Origin of the sequence: Micromonospora sp. NPDC049359 (genome assembly GCF_044466585.1) — a bacterium.
Lineage (GTDB): Bacteria > Actinomycetota > Actinomycetes > Mycobacteriales > Micromonosporaceae > Micromonospora.
Genome location: NZ_JBITMW010000010.1, coordinates 120757 through 142858, shown reverse-complemented (window position 1 = coordinate 142858; position 22102 = coordinate 120757). Strand labels below are relative to the sequence as shown.

The 22102-nt window shown below is 74.0% G+C and carries 22 protein-coding genes; 10 read left to right on the top strand and 12 right to left on the bottom strand.

All coding sequences use genetic code 11. The features are described from left to right. Nucleotides 1–11: 11 nt before the first annotated feature. The 5 genes from ACIBTX_RS22835 to ACIBTX_RS22815 all read right to left on the bottom strand — a co-directional run bounded on the left by ACIBTX_RS22835 (nt 12) and on the right by ACIBTX_RS22815 (nt 4304). Nucleotides 12–950, bottom strand: coding sequence for a lysylphosphatidylglycerol synthase transmembrane domain-containing protein (locus ACIBTX_RS22835; RefSeq protein ID WP_357119382.1), 939 nt, complete (start codon nt 948–950; stop codon nt 12–14). Nucleotides 951–1013: 63 nt separating this feature from the next. Next, entirely contained in the window at nt 1014–1838 is an 825-nt protein-coding gene (locus tag ACIBTX_RS22830; RefSeq protein WP_357169598.1) for a class I SAM-dependent methyltransferase, read from the bottom strand. Beyond that, a complete protein-coding gene (locus ACIBTX_RS22825) occupies nt 1835–2923 on the bottom strand; it encodes a glycosyltransferase family 4 protein (RefSeq protein ID WP_357169595.1) in 1089 nt (362 codons plus the stop codon). Before ACIBTX_RS22825 ends, ACIBTX_RS22830 begins: the two co-directional genes overlap by 4 nt. Further along, nucleotides 2920–3318 carry a 6-carboxytetrahydropterin synthase gene (locus ACIBTX_RS22820; protein ID WP_357169592.1) on the bottom strand — a complete coding sequence of 133 codons (399 nt, stop codon included), beginning with the start codon at nt 3316–3318 and terminating at the stop codon, nt 2920–2922. The genes ACIBTX_RS22825 and ACIBTX_RS22820 overlap by 4 nt, the downstream gene beginning before the upstream one ends. Before the next feature lie 2 nt (nt 3319–3320). After that, the gene (locus ACIBTX_RS22815; RefSeq protein ID WP_357169589.1) at nt 3321–4304 is read right to left on the bottom strand and encodes a dehydrogenase; all 984 of its coding nucleotides are present in this window, start codon (nt 4302–4304) and stop codon (nt 3321–3323) included. A 93-nt stretch (nt 4305–4397) separates the two neighbouring features. On the opposite strand from ACIBTX_RS22815, the gene ACIBTX_RS22810 reads away from it, so the two are divergent. Together ACIBTX_RS22810 and ACIBTX_RS22805 are read left to right on the top strand one after the other, a co-directional pair. Beyond that, nucleotides 4398–5201: a CDP-alcohol phosphatidyltransferase family protein gene (locus ACIBTX_RS22810; protein ID WP_396832971.1), complete on the top strand. Its 804-nt coding sequence runs from the start codon at nt 4398–4400 to the stop codon at nt 5199–5201. Next, nucleotides 5198–6940, top strand: coding sequence for a sulfatase-like hydrolase/transferase (locus ACIBTX_RS22805; protein WP_396832970.1), 1743 nt, complete (start codon nt 5198–5200; stop codon nt 6938–6940). Before ACIBTX_RS22810 ends, ACIBTX_RS22805 begins: the two co-directional genes overlap by 4 nt. A 92-nt stretch (nt 6941–7032) precedes the next feature. On the opposite strand, the gene ACIBTX_RS22800 is transcribed toward ACIBTX_RS22805, so the two are convergent. Next, nucleotides 7033–7626, bottom strand: a complete 594-nt coding sequence (locus ACIBTX_RS22800) for an XRE family transcriptional regulator (protein ID WP_357117773.1) — start codon at nt 7624–7626, stop codon at nt 7033–7035. A 74-nt stretch (nt 7627–7700) separates the two neighbouring features. Here ACIBTX_RS22800 and ACIBTX_RS22795 point away from each other — a divergent pair, with 74 nt between their 5' ends. From ACIBTX_RS22795 to ACIBTX_RS22780, 4 genes are all read left to right on the top strand, one after another. After that, nucleotides 7701–9263, top strand: coding sequence for an FAD-dependent oxidoreductase (locus tag ACIBTX_RS22795; protein WP_396832969.1), 1563 nt, complete (start codon nt 7701–7703; stop codon nt 9261–9263). Between the two features lie 206 nt (nt 9264–9469). After that, nucleotides 9470–11137 (top strand): hypothetical protein, encoded by a 1668-nt coding sequence (locus ACIBTX_RS22790; protein WP_396832968.1) that lies wholly within the window; start codon nt 9470–9472, stop codon nt 11135–11137. 123 nt (nt 11138–11260) lie between these two features. Continuing rightward, nucleotides 11261–12022 (top strand): methyltransferase domain-containing protein, encoded by a 762-nt coding sequence (locus ACIBTX_RS22785; RefSeq protein ID WP_396832967.1) that lies wholly within the window; start codon nt 11261–11263, stop codon nt 12020–12022. Nucleotides 12023–12184: 162 nt separating this feature from the next. Continuing rightward, a complete protein-coding gene (locus ACIBTX_RS22780; protein ID WP_396832966.1) occupies nt 12185–13579 on the top strand; it encodes a dihydrolipoyl dehydrogenase family protein in 1395 nt (464 codons plus the stop codon). Nucleotides 13580–13584: 5 nt separating this feature from the next. Here the strand turns inward: ACIBTX_RS22780 and ACIBTX_RS22775 are convergent, their stop codons facing one another. The 3 genes from ACIBTX_RS22775 to ACIBTX_RS22765 all read right to left on the bottom strand — a co-directional run bounded on the left by ACIBTX_RS22775 (nt 13585) and on the right by ACIBTX_RS22765 (nt 16579). After that, complete coding sequence (locus ACIBTX_RS22775) at nt 13585–14352, bottom strand: nucleotidyltransferase domain-containing protein (RefSeq protein ID WP_396832965.1); 768 nt, start codon at nt 14350–14352, stop codon at nt 13585–13587. Between the two features lie 370 nt (nt 14353–14722). Then, complete coding sequence (locus ACIBTX_RS22770) at nt 14723–16078, bottom strand: hypothetical protein (protein WP_357117753.1); 1356 nt, start codon at nt 16076–16078, stop codon at nt 14723–14725. A gap of 6 nt (nt 16079–16084) precedes the next feature. Next, complete coding sequence (locus ACIBTX_RS22765; protein WP_396832964.1) at nt 16085–16579, bottom strand: hypothetical protein; 495 nt, start codon at nt 16577–16579, stop codon at nt 16085–16087. 103 nt (nt 16580–16682) lie between these two features. On the opposite strand from ACIBTX_RS22765, the gene ACIBTX_RS22760 reads away from it, so the two are divergent. Beyond that, on the top strand, nt 16683–17519 hold the full coding sequence (locus ACIBTX_RS22760) for a copper resistance protein CopC (protein ID WP_357117746.1): 837 nt from the start codon (nt 16683–16685) through the stop codon (nt 17517–17519). Nucleotides 17520–17570: 51 nt separating this feature from the next. On the opposite strand, the gene ACIBTX_RS22755 is transcribed toward ACIBTX_RS22760, so the two are convergent. Further along, the gene (locus tag ACIBTX_RS22755; RefSeq protein WP_357119380.1) at nt 17571–18533 is read right to left on the bottom strand and encodes a hypothetical protein; all 963 of its coding nucleotides are present in this window, start codon (nt 18531–18533) and stop codon (nt 17571–17573) included. Nucleotides 18534–18694: 161 nt separating this feature from the next. Beyond that, on the bottom strand, nt 18695–19081 hold the full coding sequence (locus ACIBTX_RS22750) for a DUF2267 domain-containing protein (protein ID WP_357117743.1): 387 nt from the start codon (nt 19079–19081) through the stop codon (nt 18695–18697). 185 nt (nt 19082–19266) lie between these two features. On the opposite strand from ACIBTX_RS22750, the gene ACIBTX_RS22745 reads away from it, so the two are divergent. The 3 genes from ACIBTX_RS22745 (at nt 19267) to ACIBTX_RS22735 (ending at nt 20543) form a co-directional block, all read left to right on the top strand. Then, nucleotides 19267–19599: a nuclear transport factor 2 family protein gene (locus tag ACIBTX_RS22745; protein ID WP_357117740.1), complete on the top strand. Its 333-nt coding sequence runs from the start codon at nt 19267–19269 to the stop codon at nt 19597–19599. A gap of 186 nt (nt 19600–19785) precedes the next feature. Beyond that, nucleotides 19786–20118: an STAS domain-containing protein gene (locus ACIBTX_RS22740; protein ID WP_357117736.1), complete on the top strand. Its 333-nt coding sequence runs from the start codon at nt 19786–19788 to the stop codon at nt 20116–20118. Continuing rightward, the gene (locus ACIBTX_RS22735) at nt 20118–20543 is read left to right on the top strand and encodes an ATP-binding protein (protein WP_357117733.1); all 426 of its coding nucleotides are present in this window, start codon (nt 20118–20120) and stop codon (nt 20541–20543) included. Before ACIBTX_RS22740 ends, ACIBTX_RS22735 begins: the two co-directional genes overlap by 1 nt. Before the next feature lie 12 nt (nt 20544–20555). Here ACIBTX_RS22735 and ACIBTX_RS22730 read toward each other — a convergent pair whose 3' ends face one another. After that, nucleotides 20556–22100 (bottom strand): SpoIIE family protein phosphatase, encoded by a 1545-nt coding sequence (locus ACIBTX_RS22730; protein WP_357169572.1) that lies wholly within the window; start codon nt 22098–22100, stop codon nt 20556–20558. Between the last annotated feature and the right edge of the window lie 2 nt (nt 22101–22102).

Genomic DNA, 22102 nt, shown 5'->3' with positions numbered 1-22102 from the left:
TCACCACTGAATCAACAGCCGCCGGGCGAGGCGGCTTCCCGAGCGGCGGTGGGTTCACGGGCCCGTCGGGCGAGCAGCACGGCCGCGCCGGGCAGGCTGGCCACCAGCACGAGCGCGCCGTAGACGGTGGCGGTGGCGACACCCTCGGAGGCGCTGAGACCGGCCGCGCCGAACACCCAGGCGGCCACCCCCTCGCGGGGGCCGAAGCCCGCGACGTTCAGGGGCAGGCCCATGGCCAGCAGGGCGAGCAGGGTCAGGGGCAGCAACCTCGTCAGCGGCGCGTCGGATCCGGCGGTCCGGGCCGCCACCAGGAAGGTGGCCAGGTGACCGGCGACCATCACGGCGGAGGCGACCAGCACGCCGAGCCAGGTCCGCCGGCCCAGCAGTCCGGTCCGCACGTCGGCGACGGCGGTTCGCACGCCACGCGCCCACCGGGACCGGCCGGTACCGGGCAACAACCGAGCCAGGAGTACGGCGGCCAGTCCGACCGCCACGAGCAGCGCGGCGGTGGCCGGCAGGTACGGACGCACCGGGGACGGGAACGCCGCGAGCACGACCAGGGCGACGCCCACCAGCACCACCTGACCGGCGGCACGTTCCCAGACCACCGCGCGGATACCCCGGCTGACGTCGCCGGCGTCGCGGCCGTGGCGCACCGCCCGGTGCACGTCCCCGAGCATCCCGCCGGGCAGGGTGGCGTTGAGGAACACGGCCCGGTAGCAGTGCGCCACCGCGGTCGCCAGCGGCAGCCGCACGCCCAGGCCACCGGCGACGAGACTCCACCGCCACGCGGCGCAGACCGTGGTGAGCGCGCCGATGAGCAGGGCCGCGGCCAGCGCCGGGGCGTCGATCAGCCGTACGCCGGCGAGGAACGCGCCGCCGCCCACCTGCCACAGCAGGACGGCGAGCAGGCCCACCCCGCCGACCACTCGTGCCCAGGCCCACACCATCGACGCCGGTCCTCCCTGAAGATCGTCCACTCTCTTAGTGCACGTACCCAGGGTGTGGATGGTTCATCCACCGGCCAGCAGGTCCCGGTGCTCGACCACCACGCCCAGCCGGCCGGCCGCCGCCTCGGCCAGCCGACGTCGGGCGTACGCGTCGGCCGGGCCGGCCAGGTCGGGCCGCTGCTCGCAGGCCGCGCCCAGCCAGCCCCGGAACCACTCGGCGGCCAGGTCGGCCTGCTGGGGGCCGAGTCGCCACGGGCTGGGCCGCTCGACCACGGGCACGCCCCGCCGGGCGAATGCGGCGGCGGTGACGGCGGCGGCGTCCGGGCCGAGCAACCGACGGCCGTCGACGGTACGCCGCTGGTGCGCGTTGAACGCCTCCTCGACCGCGGCGTCGAGCGGGTCCTCGGGAGTGAGCCGGACCCGTCCGGTCACCGAGACCGCGAACAGGGCGGGGCGGCCGGCGTCCACACAGGCCGTGACCACCCGCTCGACCTCCTCGGCGGTCAACATGTCCAGCAGCGCGGACGCGGTGACCAGCGCGCCGTCGGACAGGTCGGCGGCGGTGAGCCGGGTCAGGTCGCCGCAGCGGGTGTGCACGGTGACCGGCGCTCCGTCGGCGGCGGTCACCCCGGCCATGCTGTCGGCGGCGCGGGCCAGCAGGTCGGCGTCCCGGTCGTGCAGCACCCACCGCTGCGGTCCGCTGAGCCGGGCGGCGAGCCAGCGGCTCATCGAACCGGTGCCGCTGCCCAGGTCGTGGATCACGACCGGGTCGTGGCCGGCCAGTCGGGGTCGGACGGCGTCCAGCAGGTCGTCGGCGCGGGCCGCCGCGTCGGCCGGCTCCCGCAGACGCAGCCAGTCGGCGAAGGGCAGGGTCTCCTCGACGGTCACCCCGTCACCTCCTCCAGCACGGTGGCCAGGCGCGCGGTCGTCACCGGCCAGTCGGACAGGGTGTCGCGGCGGGCGAGCGCGGCGCGCCGCAGCCGGGACCGCAGTTCGTCGTCGCCCAGCCACCGGCTCAGCGCGCCGGCCAGGGCGGCCGGATCGTCCGGCGGGACCAGCAGACCGGGCACGACGCCGTCGGGGGCGCGACCCAGCGCCTCGGGCAGGCCCCCCACGTCGGTGCCCAGCACCGGTACGCCACGCGCGAGGGCCTCGGTGACGACCATCCCGTACGTCTCGCCCCGCGAGGGCAGGACCAGCAGGTCGGCGGCGGCGTACGCGGCGTCGAGCGCCGGGCCGGTCAGCGGGCCGGCCAGTCGGACCCGTTCCGCCAGGCCGGCGCCGGCGAGCCGGTCGCGCAGCTGGCACACCAGCTCGGGTTCCCGGGTCAGGGTGCCGGCGCAGACCAGCGTCCACGGCGTCTCGGCCAGCACGCACAGGGCGTCGACCAGCAGGTCGTGACCCTTGTGACGGGTGACCGCGGCGACGCAGAGCAACCGGTCACCGGTTGCGCTGCCGGGATTCGTCACCGGAGCGGGCGTCACCCCGGGCGGCGCGACGTGGACGCGCTCGGCGGGCAACGCATGGCGGGCCAGCAGCCGGCGGCGGGTCCACCCGCTGGTGGTGACGACGGCGCTGGCGGTGGCCAGCGCACGACCCTCGGCCTCGTCGTCGAGCGGCATGTGCACCAGCGGGACGAGGCGCAGCCGGGTCGCGTGCGGGGCGAGCAGCTCCGGCACCGTCGAGGCGATCAGGCCGTCGACGAGCACCACGGCGTCGTCCGCCGTGGTGGCGAGCAGCCGGGCCAGCGCTGCCCGGTCGGCCGGGTCGGGGTGCGGCCACGCGCCGGGTACCGGGTGCTCGTGCACCGTCCACCCACGCTCGGCGAGCCCGGCGCAGACCCGCCGGTCGTACGTGTTGCCACCGCTGGGCGTGCCCGGGTCGTCGATGTCCCCCGGCAGGACGACGTGCACCGTACGTCGGCGCGCGGCGTCGGGGGCGTGGGCCGGCGGCGGCCGGCCCGCGTCGGTCACAGCGACCGCTCGTAGCTGGCCCAGGCGACGTGTGACTCGTGCAGGGTGACGGTGATACCGGCCAGCTCCCGGGCACCGGCCCCCAGGTCGCCGGCGTGTACCCGCTCGGCCAGTCGGTCGGCGACGGTACGGGCGAGCACCTCCGTGGTGGTGTTCATGCCGGCGAAGGCGGGCTCGTCGTCGAGGTTGCGGTAGGACAGCTCCCCCACCACGGCCCGGAGCTGCTCGGTGGCGAGGCCGATGTCCACGACGATGCCGTCGGCGTCCAGGTCGGGCCGGCGGAACGTCGCGTCCACCACGAACGTCGCCCCGTGCAGGCGCTGAGCCGGGCCGAACACCTCGCCCCGGAAACTGTGGGCGATCATCATGTGATCCCGAACGGTCACGCTGAACATGGTCACTCCCCGTCGTCGTAGGTGATGAGGTGGCAGAGCGCGGGCAGGTCACCCGAACTCAGTCGGGCGAGTACGTCGGGTAGCTCCGTGAACCGGGACGCGCCGGTGATCAGCGCGTCGAACGCCGGGTCGTCGAGCAGATCCAGGGCCAGCGCCAACCGGTCGGTGTAACTGCGACGACCGCGCCGCGCGGGCGCGACCATGCCGACCTGGCTGCTGCGCACGGTGAGCCGTCCGGAGTGGAACGCCCCACCGAGGGACACCTGCACCTGGCGGTCGCCGTACCAGCTCAGCTCGACCACCGTGCCCTCGGGCGCGAGCAGGTCCAGCGCCTGTTGCAGGCCGGCGGACGTGGCGCTGGCGTGCACCACCAGGTCCCGGTCGCCGGTCGCGTCGGCGGGTCGGGCGAACCGGACGCCGAGCGCCCCGGCCACCCCGGCCCGGCGGGCGTCGGTGTCGACCAGCTCGACGTCCACACCGGGGAACCGCGCCACCAGCGCCGCGACGCAGCAGCCCACCATGCCCGCGCCGATCACGCTGACCCGGTCGCCGAGCAGGGGCGCGGCGTCCCACAGGGCGTTCACGGCGGTCTCCACCGTGCCGGCGAGCACGGCGCGGGCGGGCGGCACGTCGTCGGGCACCGGCACCACGGCGGTCGCCGGAACGACGTACGCGCTCTGGTGCGGGTGCAGGCAGAACACCGTACGCCCGAGCAGTTCCGGCGGGCCCTGTTCGACCACGCCGACGCTGAGGTAGCCGTACTTGACCGGGCCGGGGAAGTCGCCCTCCTGGAACGGGGCGCGCATCGCCGCGTACTGGTCGGCGGGCACCCGACCGGCGAACACCAGCGTCTCGGTGCCCCGGCTGACCCCGGAGTAGCGCGCGCGGACCAGCACGTCGTCGGGGCCCGGGGCGGGCAGTGGCACCGGCCGGATCTCCGCCGCGCCGGGCTCGCGCACCCAGCAGGCGTACGCCTCGCGGTTCACCCTCGTACACCTCACCTTTTGTCCCGGTCGAACCGAACGGCCCTGATTTCCGTGTTCCCTGTCGGGGTCGTCGATCATAAACACGGAGGTACGGTGCCCACAGTTCGAAGCGGTCCGGTGATCGGGCTCACCGCACAACTGGTCGTGCTGGCGACGCTGGCCGCCACCGTGGGTCTGGACACGGCGGGTTGGCTGGCCGGCGTCGGCTACGCGGCGGTCACCTGTCTCGCGTTGAGCCGGGGCCTGCACCTGTCCGGCGCGTCCCGCCTCGGCCCCGCCGACCGGGTGACGTTGGCCCGGGGCGTCCTGGTCGGCGCGGTCACCGCGCTGGTCGTGGACTCGTTCGACCGCCCGACGCCGGTGGGGCTGCTGGTCGCGTTGAGCGCGGTGGCCCTGCTGCTGGACGCCGTGGACGGCCAGGTCGCCCGGCGCACCGGCACCGCCAGCGCCCTGGGGGCGCGCTTCGACATGGAGGTCGACGCGTTCCTCATCCTGGTCCTCAGCGTCTACGTCGCCCCGGCGGCCGGAAGTTGGGTGCTGGCCATCGGCGCGATGCGGTACGCCTTCGTCGCGGCGAGCGCGGTCCTGCCCTGGCTGCGGGGCACGTTGCCGCCGCGCTTCTGGCGCAAGGTGGTGGCCGCCGCCCAGGGAGTGCTGTTGACGGTGGCGGCCGCGCGGGCGCTGCCGGAGCCGTGGACCACGCTGGTCCTGGTGGCGGCGTTGGCGCTGCTGGTCGAGTCGTTCGGCCGGGACGTGGCCTGGCTGTGGCGTCGCCGCCCGGCGCCCCGGCCGGCTCGCCCGCTGCTGCCGGTGCCCACGCCGACGCTCCCGGTGCCCCGGCCCGCGCTGGCGGCGCGCTCCGGCGGTACGGTCCACTCCGACTGGAGGCCCCGATGACCCTCGCACCTCGGCGACGCCGGCTCGCCGACCGGTTGCGCGGGCGCTCCGCGTCGACCGGCGACGCCGCTGGTCGTACTCCCGTGGTGTCGCCCGCGTCGCGCGGCCCGGCGCGGCGGGCGCTGCGGGGGGCGGGCACGGTGCTGGCGGTCCTGCTGGTGTACGTGGTCCTGGTCGGACCGGACCGCCTCGGTGAGCTGACCCCCGGCGCGCTCGTGCGGATCCCGTTGGAGGGTCTGCTGGTGGCCGCGCTGCTGCTGGCGCTGCCGGCGCGACCACGACGGATGGTGGTGGCCGTGCTCGGGCCGCTGCTCGGCCTGCTGGCCATCGTGAAACTCGCCGACCTGGGGTTCCGCACGGCCCTCGACCGCCCGTTCGACCTGGTGCTGGACTGGCTGTTGCTGGACGACGCGTTCGGCTTCGTCCGGGACTCGGCGGGGCGGGTCGGCGCGCTCGGCGCGCTGGTCGGCGTCGTGCTGCTGATCGGAGCGCTGCTGGTCGTGGTGACCGTGGCACTGCGGCGGCTGGCGTCGCTGCTGGTGGACCACGAGCGGACGGCGACGCGGGCGGTGGCCGCGCTGACGGTCGTCTGGGTGGTCTGCGCCGTCGCCGGGGCGCGGATCGTCCCGGGTGTGCCGGTGGCCGACGCCGGGACCACCGCGCTGGTGGGCGCGCACGCCGAGCAGGTGGACGCGCGGCTGCACGACGGGAGCCGGTTCACCGCCCAGATCGACGCCGACCCGTTCCAGGACGCCCCGGGCGAGCAGTTGCTGACCGGGTTGCGCGGCAAGGACGTCGTCCTGGCCTTCGTGGAGAGCTATGGGCGCGACGCCGTCGAGGACCCGGAGTTGGCGCCGCAGGTCAACGAGGTGCTGGACGCCGGGACCGCGAGCCTGCGCGCTGCCGGGTACGGCTCACGCAGCGGCTTTCTCACCTCCCCCACGTTCGGCGGCGGTAGTTGGTTGGCGCACGACACCCTGCTGTCGGGTCTGTGGACGGACAACGAGCAGCGGCACCGCAGTCTGCTGGCCAGCGACCGGCTCACCCTCAACGGCGCGTTCCGCCGGGCCGGCTGGCAGACCGTCGGGGTGCTGCCGGCGGCGACCCAACCCTGGCTGGAGAAGGACTTCTTCTCGTACGACCGCTACTACGACACCGAGGCGCTCGGCTACCGGGGCCCGAAGTTCGCCTACGCGCCGATGCCCGACCAGTACACGCTGTCCTTCTTCCAGCGGCACGTGCGCGCCGACGCGGACCGTCCGATCATGGCGGAGATCCCGCTGATCTCCAGCCACTCGCCGTGGACGGCGGTGCCCCGCATGATCGGCTGGGACGCGGTCGGCGACGGCTCGGTCTACCACGGCGACGCCGGGGCGAAGGACGGCGGTAAGGACGACCGGGACACCGGCCGGGTACGGGCCGGCTACCGGCAGGCGATCGCCTACTCGCTCCAGTCGCTGATCTCCTACGTGCAGACCTACGGCGACGACGATCTGGTGCTGGTCTTCCTGGGCGACCACCAGCCCGCTCCGGTGGTGACCGGCGAGGGCGCGAGCCGGGACGTGCCGATCACGATCGTCGCCCGGGACCCGAAGGTCCTCGAACAGATCACCGGGTGGGGCTGGCAGGACGGCCTGCGGCCGGGTCCACAGGCGCCGGTGTGGCCGATGGACTCCTTCCGCGACCGGTTCCTGACCGCCTTCGGGTCGTCGACGCCGCCGTTGGCCGCACCCCGCTGAGCTGTTCGGACCTACGCATGATCGACCCGAGGTCGCCGATGTCGGGGTGTTCAGCTGGCAGGGAAACCGCGACATCGCCGATGTCGTGATGATCATCGTTCGTCGGACGCGGCGGGGCGGGCGCGGACGTGCAGCCGCTCCCCCTGCGGCCCGAAGAGGCTGAGCGCCTCGGCGGTGCCCGGCCCGGGGTTCATGATCAGGTGCGGGATGCGGGTGTCGAACTCGGCGACCTCCCCGTGCGTCAGGATCAGGTCGCGGTCACCGAGCACCAGGCGCAGTCGACCCGAGAGCACGTACAGCCACTCGTACCCCTCGTGGACCTGCGGGGTTCGTCCCCCGGCGGTCGGATCCGGCGGGAAGATCTGCTTGAACGCCTGCAGGCCGCCCGGACGGCGGGTCAGCGGCAGGTGCGTCACGCCGTGGATCACGATCGGCTTGGGGCGAACGCGGGGGTCGCCGGTGGCCGGGGCGTCCACCAGCTCGTCCAGGGCCACCTGGTAGGCGCGGGCCAGCGGAAGCAGCAGCTCCAGGGTGGGCCGCCGGCTGCCGGACTCGAGCCGGGACAGGGTGCTCACCGAGATGCCGGTCAGGTCGGCGAGCTGGGTCAGCGTGGTGCCGCGCTGGTGGCGCAGAGCCCGCAACCGGGGGCCGACGGCGGCCAGCGCGGCGTTGTCGTCGTTTGCCATAACGGCAACGATACTTGCCATCCTGGTGGCGGCGACGGATGGTGGGCTCAACCGACGAAGAGGGAGACATTCCGGTGGACGAGACGTACGACGTGGTGGTGGTGGGCGGTGGCGCGGCCGGGCTCAGCGGCGCTCTGGCGCTGAGCCGCGCGCGGCGGTCGGTGCTGGTGATCGACTCGGGGGAGCCGCGCAACGCGCCCGCCGACCGCGTGCACAACTACCTGGGCCGGGAGGGGACGCCGCCGGCCGAGCTGATCGCCGCCGGACGCGACGAGGTGGCCGGGTACGGCGGGCAGTTCCGCGACGGCCGGGTCCGTACCGTGACAAGGGAGGACGACGGCTTCCGGCTCGCCCTCGACGACGGCGACGCGGTGCGGGCCCGCCGGCTCCTGGTGGCCACCGGGCTCACCGACGAGCTGCCCGACGTGCCCGGGGTGGCCGAGCGGTGGGGTCGCGACGTGCTGCACTGCCCGTACTGCCACGGCTGGGAGGTCCGGGACCGGCGGATCGGCATCCTGGCGACCGGGCCGATGGCCGTGCACCAGGCCGAGATGTGGCGGCAGTGGTCCTCCGACGTGCTGCTCCTGCTGCACGACGCGCCAACCCCGGACGAGGAGACGGCCGAACGGCTCGCCGCCCGGAGCATCCCGGTGGTACCCGGTCCGATCGCCGCGCTCGAGGTGACCGGGGACGCGCTCAGCGGTGTCCGGCTCGCCGACGGCCGCGTCGTGGCGCTCGACGTCGTCGTGGTCGCCACCCGCACGTCGCCCCGCGCCGACCTGCTCGTGGGGCTGGGTCTCGCTCCGGAGGAGGTGACGATGGGCGGGCACGTGGTGGGCACCCAGATCCCCGCCGACGCCACCGGCGCGACGACCGTGCCGGGCGTCTGGGTCGCCGGCAACGTGGCCGACCTGCGTGGTCAGGTCATCACGTCCGCCGCCGCCGGGCTCATGGCCGGGGCGGCGATCAACGCCGACCTCATCGCCGAGGAGACCCGGGACGCGGTGACCGCGTACCGGCAGTTGGTCGCCACGACCTTCGAGGAGCCGGCCTGGGAGGAGCGGTACCTGTCGAAGCCGGCGGTGTGGAGTGGCCGCCCGAACCCGCAACTGGTCGCCGAGACCGCCGATCTCAGCCCCGGGCGGGCACTGGACGTGGGCAGCGGTGAGGGCGCCGACGCGGTGTGGCTGGCCGAGCGGGGTTGGCAGGTGACGGCCGTGGACATCTCGACCACCGCCCTGGGTCGGGCCGCCGAGCACGCCGAGGCCGCCGGAGTCGGTCACCGGATCGAGTTCCTCCACGCCGACCTGCGCGACAAGCCGCCCGCCGAGGAGGCCTACGACCTGGTGACCGCGCAGTACATGCACCTGCCCCCGACGCAGCGGCGGGAGTTGTTCGCCCACCTGGCCGCCGCGGTGGCCCCGGGCGGCGCACTGCTGATCGTGGGCCACCACCCGATGGACCTGTGGACGTCGAGCCACCGGATGCACATGCCGGACATGATGTACACCGCCGAGGACGTCGCCGCCGACCTGGACCCAACCCACTGGCAAGTCCAAACCACCGCAACCCGCTCCCGCCCCGGCCCGCACGACATGGTCCACCACGACGCGGTCCTGCTGGCCCGCCGCCGCTAACCCACCCCCCAACCCGTCACCGTCGATCATGGAGTCGTGGTGAATGACAAGAGCCGCCAATCAGGGCCTTCCGGGCACCACGACTCCATGATCGGCGAATGAGGGGTGCGTGCCTTCGCACGGGGGTGGGCTCGGCGGTAGCGTTGCGCCACACTCACGGCCCGCAGGGCGGTTGACCTTGCGCCCGACCGTACGGAGGATGGTGCATGTCCATCGGCGCTGAGCCGCTCGCAACACGCGACGATGCGGCCTCGCGGCCGAGCTTCGAGCTCGCCCTGCGCGGCTACGACAAACGCCAGGTGGACCGGCACCTGGAGCAGCTCGACGGGCAGATCGCCATGCTCAGCGGCGAGCACGGGCGGTCGGCGGTACGGGTGCGTGAGCTGACCGCCGAGGTGCAGCGGCTGCGGGCCGAGCTGGCCGAGATGCACGAGCAGCCGGTTCAGGTGGACCGCGCCTCGTTCCAGGATCTGGGCCCGATGGTGGGCGAGATACTGACCCTCGCCGAGAAGCAGGCCGCCCTCATCACCGAGTCGGCCGCCGACCGCGCCAACGAGCTGCGCACCGAGGCGGAGCGAATCCTCGCCGACACCCGTGAGCGGGCCGCGCAGGCACGACAGGACCTGTCCGAGGAGGTGGCCGCGCGGCGCAGCGAGCAGGAGCAGGCGTACGAGGAGCGCCGCGCCGTGGCCGAGGCCGAGTTGACGGCGGTCCGGGAACGCGCCGAGCAGTTGCGCGCCGACGGTGAGGCCGCGCACGAACGCGCCCAGCACGAGGCGAAGCGCATCACCGAGCAGAGCGCGCAGCAGCTCAACCAGACCCGGGTGGCTGCCGACGCGCTGATGAAGTCGGCGCGTACGCAGATCCAGCAGGAGGTCCAGGCGGCCCGCGCCAAGAACCAGCAGGAGATGGCGCAGTGGCAGGCCGGCGTGGAGCGCGAGGTCGCCGAGTGGCGCAGCGCCGCCGAGCAGGAGATCGCCGAGTTGCAGGCGGCCTCGCAGGAGGAGCTGGCCGAGCAGCGCAGCTCCACCGAGCAGCAGATCGCCGCGCTGCTCGCCGAGGCGCAGCAGCACGTGACCGAGCTGCGGAACCGGGCCGACGAGCAGGCCGCCAGCCACCAGGAGCAGTTGACCGCGCTCCAGCAGGAGATCGAGGAGCGCCGGGAGGAGTCGGCCCAACTGCACGCCGAGTTGGAGACCGCCCAGCAGCAGCTCGCCGAGGTCCGCCAGGAGGGTGAGACCCTGGAGAACGAGCTGTCCCGGATGCAGCAACGGCTGAGCGAGGTGCGTCGCGACCTGACCGCCGAGGCGACCCGGCTCGACGAGGCCCGGCGGGCCGGCGACTCCGCCGAGCGGCACGCCAAGGAGGTCCGTGCCCGGGTGCAGCGGGAGGCGAAGCGGGTGGCCGACCTGGCCGCCGCCGCCGTGATGGCCGCCGCTGCCGGTGGTACGGAGACGGCCGAGTATCCGATGGTCGGTCCACGGTCGAGTCGCGCCGCCGCCGACCCGATCCCGGTCGACCGGGGCGCGGGCGACGGCGCCGAGACCGGGCGGGCCGACGTCGAGGGCGCCGGTGACGACGAGGCCGAGCAGGCGCGCGTCGAGGCGGACCGGGCCGGTACCGACGAGACCGGCGACGAGGCGGTCCACGCCGATGCCGCGCACGCCGATGCCGCGCACGCCGACGACGACCGGGCCGACGACGACCGGGCCGATGGCGAGCGTCCGGCAGGCACGCCGCTGCGATACCCGGTGGGGCCGGCCGACCGCACGCCCACCCACGAGCCCATCTTCACCCGGCCCGACGCTCCGACGCCCGTACCGTTCCTGGCCTTCGGGCAGCCGGTCAGCGACAACGGCACCGCCCGGCACTGACCGGTCGTCCGGGCCCGGGGCGCGTAAGTTCTCCGGGCCCGGTACGACCAGGGTTCGACGATCTTCACCGAACCCACGCACCGGCTGCGCCGCACGCCCACGAGTCGATGGTGGGATGGGCGGATGAGCCAGCTCACGAGTGCGGACCGGATCGCGTACCTGGACACGGCCGCGGCCACCCCGATCGGTCGCGACTACAAGAGGCGTGCCGTCGACGCTCTCGACCTGCGGCCGGGGCACTGCGTGGTGGACGTCGGCTGCGGGCCGGGCACCGACCTGGGGCGGTTGGCCGATGCGGTCCGGGCCGACGGCCTGGTGGTCGGCGTCGACCGTGACCCGAGGATGCTCGCGGAGGCGGGTCGGCGGCTGGCCGACCGGCCGCGGATCGACCTGCGCGTGGGCGACGCCCACACGCTTCCGTTGGACGACATCAGCATGGACAGGGCCCGGATCGATCGCGTCCTGATGCACGTGGAGGATCCCGCGGCGGCGTTGGCCGAGGTCCGCCGGGTGCTGCGCCCGGCGGGTGTGCTCGTGGTGACCGAGCCGGACTGGGACACCCTGGCCGTCGCCGACGAGGACGTGGCCACGAGCCGCCGCTTCGCCCGGTTCGTGGCGGGGCGGGTGCGGAATCCGACCGTCGGTCGAGAGCTGGTCCGGTTGTCGGCGCGAGTTGGCCTGCGGGTGCGATCGGTCGAGGCGATCGCCGTCGTCTTCGAGGACTTCGGCACGGCCGATCAAATCCTGGGGCTGCGGCGCAACTCCGCCCGTGCGGTGGCGGCTGGCGAGATGGTCGACCGGGAGGTCCGGCCGTGGCTTCGCCGTCTCGCCGCCGGTCCGCTGCTGGCGAGCTTCACCCTCTACCTGGTCACGGCCGAGGCCTGACGACCAACGGCCACCCCTCGCCGCCCTGGTACGCCACCTGCATTCGCCGGGAACCGCCCCGGACGTCCCGTCGGAGCTGGCAGGCTGGGCTGGCCGACACGCACCGACGACCGCCGGCCCGGGTGGCGACGACGAGCACCCCGTGGCCGCGAAGGAGCGCCCGTGACCGACCAACCGGAGGACTTCGACCTGCTCGTCGTGGGCGGCGGCAAGGCCGGCAAGACGCTGAGCATGGACGTGGCCCGCTCCGGACGCCGGGTGGCGATGGTGGAGCGCGGCATGATCGGCGGGAGCTGCATCAACGTCGCGTGCATCCCCACCAAGGCGCTGGTGACGAGCGCGCGGGCGGCCCACCAGCTACGGCACGCCGCCGCGCTCGGCCTCGCCGTCGAGGGTGGCCGGGTCAACATCGACCTGCTGCGGGCGCACAAGCAGGACGTCGTCGAGGGAATGGTCGCCGCCAACCGGCAGCAGTTCCTCGACTCGGGTCTGCACCTGGTGATCGGTGCGGCCCGGTTCGTCGCCGATCGGACCGTTCGGGTGCAGCTGGCCGACGGGGGTGAACGACTGCTGCGGGGCACCGACGTGGTCATCAACACGGGCACCCGCCCGCATCTGCCGTCCGTGCCCGGGATGGCCGAGGCCGGAGTGCTGACCAGCAACGACCTTCTCCGGCTGGATCGGCTGCCGGCACGGCTGGTGGTGCTCGGCGGCGGGACCGTCGGGGTCGAGTTCGCGCAGATGTTCGCCTCGTTCGGCAGCGCGGTGACCGTGATCGAGGGCGGCCCGCAACTACTCAGCCGCGAGGACCCCGATGTCGCCGACGCGCTGATGCGGGTCTTCCTCGCGGACGACATCGACGTCCGCGTCGGCGTGGCCGTCGCCCGGGTCGACCGCGACCCCGACGGGACGCTCCGGGTCACCCTCGACGACGGCAGCGTGGTGACCGGTGACGAGGTGCTGGTGGCGGCCGGCCGGGCGCCGGTCACCGACGGACTGGGGCTGGACGCGGCCGGTGTCCGGCTCGATGAGCGTGGCTTCGTGCTGGTCGACGAGTATCTGCGCACCAGCGCCGAGCGGACGTGGGCGGCCGGGGACGTCGCGGGCAGCCCGCAGTTCACGCACGTGTCGCTCGACGACTACCGGATCATCCGGGCGAACCTGGCCGGCGAGCGGCGCAGTACGTCCGGGCGGCTCGTTCCGTACACCGTCTTCACCACCCCGGAGCTGGCGCGGGTCGGTCTCAGCGAGAGCGACGCGCGCCTTGCCGGATACGACATCGAGGTGGCCCACCTGCCGGTCGCCGCGATCCCCCGCGCCCGCACTCTGCGCGAGACCCGGGGCATGTGGAAGGCGGTGATCGACACCCGCACCGACCTGATCCTGGGCGCGGCGCTGCTCGGCCCGGAGTCGGGTGAGGTGATCACCTCGGTGCAGTTGGCCATGCTCGCGCGGATGCCATGGACCGCGCTGCGGGACGCGATCATCACGCATCCGACCATGGCCGAGGGCCTCAACCTGCTCTTCGCGTCACTGCAGAGCCGACCGGTGCGCTGAGCAGGTCAGCCGGCGATCTCGGCGCGTACCCGTTGCTGGAAGGCGCGGGCCTCGGCGCCGGTGGGCGGTGGACCGCCGTGCCGGGCGGCGATCGCCCGACGGATGACCTCCGCGGGATAGCCGGTGTCGACGAGCCGCCGACCGGCGTCCACCTTGGACAGCCACACGCCGTCGCGGTGCCGCACCAGCGAGCGGCAGGCGCCGAGCACGGCGTCCTCGGTGCCGGGCGCGGGCCGGTCGTCCGGCGGCGTTGGCAGGGCCAGCCACCAGGTCAGCGCCTCGATCAACAGCCGACGCAGGTCGGCCGGGGCGAGGTCGGCGAAGACCTCGGCCACCGGCGGACCGAGCAACGCCAGTCCGCTCTGGCGCAGGATGCTGCGGTCCAGCCCGTACCAGAAGCGGCCGTCGGCGCTCGGCCGGTCGGCCGGGTCGAGGGTGCGGCGGAACGGCATGGCGCGTCCAGTGTTCAGCTCGACCTCGAAGCCGGGTTCGGGGCTGCCGGCCGCCGCCACCGCCCGCCGGTACACGACCAGTTCCAGCCCGCGCGCCGGACAGGGCAGGGACTCGTGACGAAGCCGCGCCACCAGCGTCCGCTTGACGGCCTCGGGGAGCGGGCTGGCGCAGACCAGCGCCACGTCCACGTCGCTGCGGCCGGGCTCGTACGCGCCGAGCCCCACCGAACCGGCCGCGTACGCGCCGACGAGATCGTCGCCGAGGACCTCCCGGGCGGTGGCCACGAGATCGTCGAGGTAGCGCGTCAGAGCGGAGTCCACGCGCCCATCCTCGTCTGCGGGCGCGGACGCGCCCAGGCCGGGTGGTCAAGGTCCTCGGTCGAGCCGAGGCGGAGTCCAGGCGGTGGGCCGGCGGTGGGCCGCGCCCCTGCGGGTCGACGGCGGACGGCGCGGACGGCGCGGCCGACGGCCGACGGCGCGGCCGACGGCCGACGGCGCGGCCGACGGCGGACACCACATTGAGCGTGATGCCTGTGAGTCATCAAGATGACTCACCGGCATCACGCTCATTGGAGCGGGTGGCTCCGATCCGGCCGGACCACGGGCCCGCGAGCGACGCGCCACCAGCGGCCGAAGCGGCCGGTCGCCGTCCGGACCCTCGGCAGGCCGGCCAGGGGCTTTGACCCTCGGCCTAACCGGCGTAGAGCAGCAGCAGGCCGGCGACGGTGTAGGCGACCATCAGCGCGAGCAGCGGAAGCTGACCGGCGACCGCCCGCGCCCGGGGGAACAGGTACAGGGCGCGGTCGTGGGCGAGCAGCGTGCCGAGCAGGTGCCCGACGACGATGACGGTGATCTGAAGATTGGCCACCCCGGACGGGGTCACCAACGCAGTGTGCGGTTCCCAGCCGGCGGTGCCGAAGACGTCCGCGCCGGTGTGGCGGGGGTCGGAGAGCAGGGCGAGGGTGCGCTGACCCTCCAGGATCAACAGCGAGTAGTAGTGCGCCACCACGTAACCCACCGCGATGGGGACGATCGAGTGCGCGATCTCGCCCGGTACGCGCCGCGCCCCGACCGCGCCGGCGTCCGCCGGCTCGGTGCGGCCGACGCGGGCCGCGACGCCCGTGGCGGCGAGGTACGCCACGGCGACCGCCCCGATCACCAGGACCAGTCCCGCGCTGCCGGTGACCACCGGAGGCAGCCCGTTCTCCTGGGCGAAGCGCAGCCAGACCGGCGCGTTGGAGAGGCTGTCGAACATCGTCGAGCCGAGCAGCACGATCACCACGGCGACCAGCCCGGGGCGGGGCCGCAGCCCGGCGATCCCGTCGAGCGGGTTGCGCCACACCAGCACACCGTCGGCGGCCCGGCCGATCGGAGCGAGCTGGCCGACGAGCGCGCTGTAGACCTCGAACGGGTCGGCCCGGTCGAACCACGCCGCGCCGAACACCACGGCGCCGGCCAGCATCACCACGGCGTACCCGGCCAGCCACGCGGTGATGACCGGCAGCGTGGCCCGGTCCGGCGCGACCAGTTCGAGCCAGACGAACCCGAAGAGGGTGAGCGCGGCGGGCCAGAGGCCCAGACCGGCCGGCAGTTCACGGACGCCGCGCGCCGGGTCGCGCCGGGCCGCCAGCGCGCCGAGCAGATGCACGGTACGCAGCGGGTTAACCGCCCGCCACACCGGACCGAACAGCAGCGATACGGGCACCAGACCGACCCAGAGGAGCACGTAGAGCACTCCGGCCGTCGGGTTCTCCGGGGTGTCCGGCCCGGCGAGCAGGCCGACACCGAACCAGCCGGCGCCGAGCAGGCCCAGTACGCGCAGCGCCCACCGGAACGTGGGGGCGTCGACGAGGCGGGCCAGCCGGTCCGGCACCGGCCGACCACCTGAGGCATCACGGTCCAGGCGTGGCTCCCGCCAGAGCACGCCCAGCGCGACGAACGTGACGACCAGGGTCAGAGCGGCGGCAACGACGAGCTCGGGCAGCGTGATCGGGAGGTCCTGACGGCCGCCGACGCCGTGCGCCAGCAGCGTGGGTGCGGCGGACATCGGAGATCAGCGGACGACGAGCTGGAACAGCACCAGCTCGGTCTCGTGCGTCTCGACCTCGAACAACCCGGTCTTGTCGGCCCGGAACTCCACCGAGCCCGGTGTGCCGGCCGGGAGGCGGGCGCCCAGGTCGTAGCCGTGCACGTGCAGCTCGTCGGCGACGTCCGAGGTGACCGTGATCCGGACCGACTGGCCCTTGTTCACGGTCACCCGGCCCGTCGGCGGGGTGATCCGTCGCTTGGCGATGGTCACGGTGATCTCCCGGTCGACGGCGGCGGGGGTACTGGCCGCGGGGGTGGGAGTGGGGCTGCCCGCCATGGTCGGCGTGACGGAGGGGGTCGGCGCGACGGCGGATGTCGGGGCCGTCGAGGGGGCGGCCACGGACGGGTCGCCGTTCTGGCCACAGCCCGCGGCGAGCACGGCGGTGAGCAGACCGGTGACCAGCAGGGCGGCGGGGCGGGCGGTGAGGCGGGCGGTGGGGCGCGAACCGGGGACGGACACGGGTGAACTCCGAACGACGCGAGGGGGACGGGGTGTCGAGGTGATCGTCGGAGGGTGAACTCTACGTCTTGTTCGGCGGCGGGGAAATGACCATGATGAACGAATGCGATCGAGGCTGGTCACTGTCGGTAATGTCGTACGTCGCGCCCTGGCGGTGCTGGCCGTGCTCGTGGTCGCGTCGCTGGCGCTGCCCGCCGCCCCGGCGTCCGCGCACGGCCAGTTGGCGACCTCCACTCCGCTGACCGGCACCGTGGTGCGCCAGCCCCTCGAGAGGGTCGGGCTGTACTTCACGGAGAAGCCGGCCGCCAACGCGCACTTCACCCTCACCGGCCCGAACGGGTCACGGGTGGACAGCGGCTGGTCGTACGGCGAGCCGAAGCGGTTGGACAAGCCGGTCCAGGAGTACTTCATGGTCAACGGCACCTTCGAGCCCCGGCTGTACCACACCGGCTTTCCCGCGATGGTGACCGTCGCGCACTGGCCGGCGAAGGGCCGCTACACCGCCAGTTACCTCACGGTCGCGTCCGACGGTGAGGCCGTGAAGGGCACCGTCACCTTCGACTACCAGGGGCCGAGCACGGCGGCCCCGGCCGGTTGGGCGGCGCCGACGAACGGCCCCGATCCCGCCCTGCTGGCCCAGGCCGAGGGCACCGCGTCGGCGTCCGCCGTGCCGGCCGCGACCCTCGACCCGGCCGTGACGCCCGCCGCCGCGCCGCCGTCGTCCTCGAAGGAGCGCGGGCTCCCGTCCTGGGTGATCCCCGTCGTCATCGTCGCCGTGGTGGGCACGCTCATCGTCGTGGCGGCCCGCCGTCGCCCGGCGGCACGGCCGACCGGCGGAGCGGCCCGCCCGCGCGGCGGCGCCGCACGTCCACACGGCGGCGGCGCCCCGCGGCAACGCGGCGGAGCCAACCGCCGGCCGGCTCGTCGCGGCCGCCGCTGACGCCCGGGTAGTCAGGCCACGCCCGCACGTCCACAGCGCGAAGATCTCCGCTCAGCGGAACAGCACCGGCCGGTTCCCCCGGGCGCCGACGAGCTGGCCCCGGATGTTGATGTCCTCGATCCAGTCGGTCTCCCCCACGCCCCGGGTGGTCAGGTCGGTCATCAACCCGTTGCGCCAGAGGAACGGGTGCCACGCGGCGGTGGTGGTGGCGCTCTGGCCCACCACCTCACCGCGGTCGTTTATCGCGGTGGCGCGGCTCCAGTCGCCGCCGAGCGTGCCGAGGTCGGTGAGTGTCCCGTTCTGCCAGCGGAACGCCCGCCCGTTCGCCGCCCCCACCACCTGACCCCGGTTGTTGACCCCGAGCGCCTCGCTGCCGATCTGGGTGAAGACGCCGTCGCGCAGCCGGCCACCGACGCAGGTGCACGGGTAGTCCTGCGGCGGCACGTTGAACCCGCCCACCACGTCGCCCGCGTTGTTGAAGTCGGCGGTGAACTCGTAGAAGTACTCCCGACCCAGGTCGGTGAAGACGCCGTCGCGCCACAGGAAACGGTGCGGCATGTCGCCGGCCGGTTCGCTGGTGCCGAGCACCTGCCGCCGGTCGTTGACGCCGATCGCCACGCTGTTCTCCCCGCCCAGGGTGCCCAGGTCACGGAGGTGGCCGTCGCGCCAGAGCACCGCGCGGGTCAGGTAGTCCGAGCCGAACGAGGTGATCGCCACGTCACCGAACTCGTTGACGTCCACGGCGCTGGAATCGGTGTCACCGGGCAGCACGCCCAGGTCGGTGATGACGCCGTGTCGCCACAGCACGGCGTGCCGGGCGCCGCCGGCGACGGTGCTCCAGCCGACGATGTCGCCGCGATCGTTCATCGCCGTCGCAGCGCCGTCACCCCCGCTCAGGGTGCCGAGGTCGACGACCCGATAGCTGTGCGGGGACGCCACGGCGGGAGCGGGAGCGAGGGTGATCAGCGCGACGACTGTCGTCACTGCGGTCAGCAGGGGACGCGGGGACACCATGGACGCCAAGGGGACGCTCCTCGGATCGGAGCGGCGACGACCCGGCGGACGGGCGCGGGGACAACCGCCACTGCGCGTTCGATCGGTTACGCACAGTAGATCCGGTGTCGTGGCGACACGCCAGGGACCGAACGGTCACCGACGCATCGGGCGCGCGTCGGTCAGGGGCCGTGCGGCAGCGGCTGCGCCAGTGCCCGCAGTTCCGCCGGGAGCTGGGACAAGGCATCGGAGAACTCCCGGTGCCCGACCACCCGGTGCATCGTCTCGAAGACCGCCCGTACGCCCCGCTCGGCCCCGGCCCGGTCCGTGCCGGCGCGATCGGCGACGCGGCGCAGGAACTCGTCGTACCCGAATGTCTCGGGCGGTTCGGCGGCCTTGACCAGCAGCGGACTCAGCTCGTCGGCCACGTGCGGGGCGAGCGCGGTGGCCTCGCCCCCGCTGAGACGCTCGGTGAGCGTGCGCAGCACGGCCTCGGTCAGCGGGCGTGCCTCGGCCGGCGGAATACCCGCCCGTGCCGCCACCTTGTCGACGAACGCCAGTTCGGCCATGGACCCGCCCCTTCCGTCGCCGGAACGCGTGGCTACCCGGGCCGGACGGCGACAAACCCCGGGAGGCGCTGGCCCGGCGGTTCTGCCGGTTGCGCCGCGCCCCACCCGCCGTGTCTCGTACCGTGAGGTCGGACCGGGACCACGGCGGCCGCCCCGACGGGCGGCCCGGGCCGCAGGAGGAGCAGATGGCGGTCGACCTGCCCGACGTGATCGACAGGTACTTCCGGGCCGTCGGCGACGGGGACGTGGACGCCTTCGTCGCCTGCTTCGCGGACACGGCGAGCGTGGCCGACGAGGACCGGCTGTACGACGGCCGTCCGTCCATCCGCTCCTGGCGGGAGCGCTCGATGGCGCAGTACTCGTACACCGCCGAACCGGTGCGGGTCACGCCCCAGGCGGGCGACTCCTACCTGGTTCTCACACGGCTGTCGGGCGACTTCCCGGGCAGCCCGGTCGAGCTGCGGTACCGGTTCACCCTGCGCGACGACCTGATCGGCGCACTGGACATCCGCCCGTAGCGGGACGCGCGGTGACGCGAGCTGAGCGGGTCCGTCGCGGACGACTCGGGGTCCTGACCCGTCCGCCGTCGCACAGTGGCCGCACCTTCTTGATCAACCGCCGAACGGAGGACACGGCCGACCGGCCATCGGATGACATGATGTCCCGACAACGGCCGACGCGACGAGAAAGGGTGCTGCTGTCCGATGGCGCACTTCGAGGCCCGCACGTCCACGGCAGCCGGGCGAATCGTGGTCACGCTGACCGGTGAGTGCGACCTGGCGGCCCAGCCCGAGCTGACGACCGTGCTGTCCGCGGCGGTACGCGCCGCCGCGGTGGTGGTGGTCGACGTCGGCGGGCTGCGGTTCCTCGACTCCACCGGCCTGCACGGCCTGGTGACCGCCCACCAGGCGGCGCGCGCCGACGGCCGGCACCTGTACGCGGTCAACGCCTCCGGTCCGGTCGCGGCGGTCCTCGACATCACCGGCGTGGGCAACCTGCTGCGTCCGCCCGCCGACGACCCGCGGCTGGCGGGCTGATGGCGGCCGACCGACCCAACGCGCACGCGGTGGCCGAGGAGCCGCCGTCGGCCCCGCGCACCGACACGATGGCGTACGAGGTGGCGGCCGACCTGCGGGCGCTGCGCACGTTCGTCTGCCAGGGCGCCACGGCGCGGGGCCTGTCGGCCGAGCGGGTGGAGTTGCTGGCGCTCGCGGTCAGCGAGCTGGCGACCAACACGTTGCAGCACACCACCGGTGGCGGCCGGGTCCGGCTCTGGGCCGAGGGCGACCAGGTGTTCTGCGACGTCGTCGACCAGGGCCCGGCGCGGACGCTCGGCCGGGAGATGCCCGCCGCCAACGCGGTACGCGGTCGCGGGCTGGCCATCGTCGAGCGGATCTGCGACGAGGTACGGGTGTTCACCGCCGGTGCGGGCACCGTGGTCCGGATCCGGCTGTCGCGGTGAGCCGGGCGCGGATCAGGGCAGCACGCGGACGGCCAGGGTGCACGTGTCGTCGTCCGGGCTGGGGTGGTGCAGCAGATTCCGCAGCCGGGCGAGGGTCTGCTCCCCCGGCGTCGCGCTGAGCGCGGACAGGGTGGCGCTCACCTGCCGCAACCGGTCCTGCCCGGGCTCCCGGCGCTCGACCAGGCCGTCGGTGTAGAACAGCACGAGGTCGTCGGGGCGCAGTCGCGCGGTGAGCACCGGGTACGTCGAGTCGACCATGGCGCCCAGCAGCAGACCCGGCGGGCTTTCGAGCGGGTCGGTCCGACCGGCTCGGGACAGCAGCGGCGCCATGTGCCCGGCCCGGCCCCAGCAGAGCGCCCGGGTGGCCGGGTCGTACACGGCGACCACCGCGGTGGCGGTGATCGAGAGCTGACCGCAGAGCCGGTTGAGGTGCCCGAGCAGCACCGACGGGTCCCCGATGCCGATCGACAGCCAGGAAACCAGGGCGAAGCGCAGGTGCGCCATTCCGCTCGCCGCGTCCAGGCCGTGACCGGCGACGTCGCCGACGGCGAGCACGACCGTGCCGTCCGGCTGGGCCTGCGCGTGGTACCAGTCACCGCCGACCTGCGCGGTGCTCTCGGCCGGCAGGTAGTTGACCACCGCCTCGATGCCGGGCAGGGCGAACGTCTCGCGGGGCACCGGCTGGATGAGGTTCTGCAACTGCCCGGCGAGCCGGTGCTCGGCCAGCGCGGTCAGCTCCCGCGTCCGCAACTGGTCGTTGAGCCGTTCGATGGCGGTACGCGAGTTCACCCGGGCGGTCACGTCCTGCACCACGGCGTGAATCTTCAGCGGTACGCCGTCCGCGTCCCGGGACACGTCGGAGAGGATCCGCAGGTGCCGCACCCCGCCGGTCGTCTGGAACCGGACCGTCACGTCGGAGGACTCCCCGCCGTCCAACGTCTGCCACGCCGCCTCGCGCAGCAGGTAGTCGTCGGGTAACAGGGCGGCTGCCTGCTCGGCGCGCGACAGCGGCCCGAGCGCGGGATCCCGGTCGAAGACGCGGTACATGCCGGGTGACCATTGACTGATCCCGCTGGCCAGGTCGTACTCGGCCCAGCCGAGGCTGCCCAGCAGCTCGGTGCGGTCCAGGCGACGACGGTCCTCGTCGAGCCGCTGCCAGGACACCAGCAGGCCGCCGAGGACCCGGTGCACCTCGACGTCGAACAGCGAGTCGGCGACGACCCCGGTACGACTCTGGACGTACCGGAAGTCGGCCAGGCGGCCCGACGGCCCGGTGCTGAACACCCGTTCGTAGAGCTGCCAGAGCGGCCCGCCGACCATGGTGGGGTACAACTCGCTGAGGCAGGCGCCGACGCGGTCGACGCCCCGACCGTAGATGTCCTGGCTCTGCCCACTGGTGGCCGCGATCCGCCAGTCGGCGACGGCTCGGTGGGCGTCGGGCACCGGCACCAGCCAGGTGCACCCGGCCGGGACCACCGCGAGGATCTCCCGGACGACCGTCTCGACCGGTCGCGTCGCTCCGGTGGCGTGCGCGCCCGGACCGTCCTGGTCCGCCATGG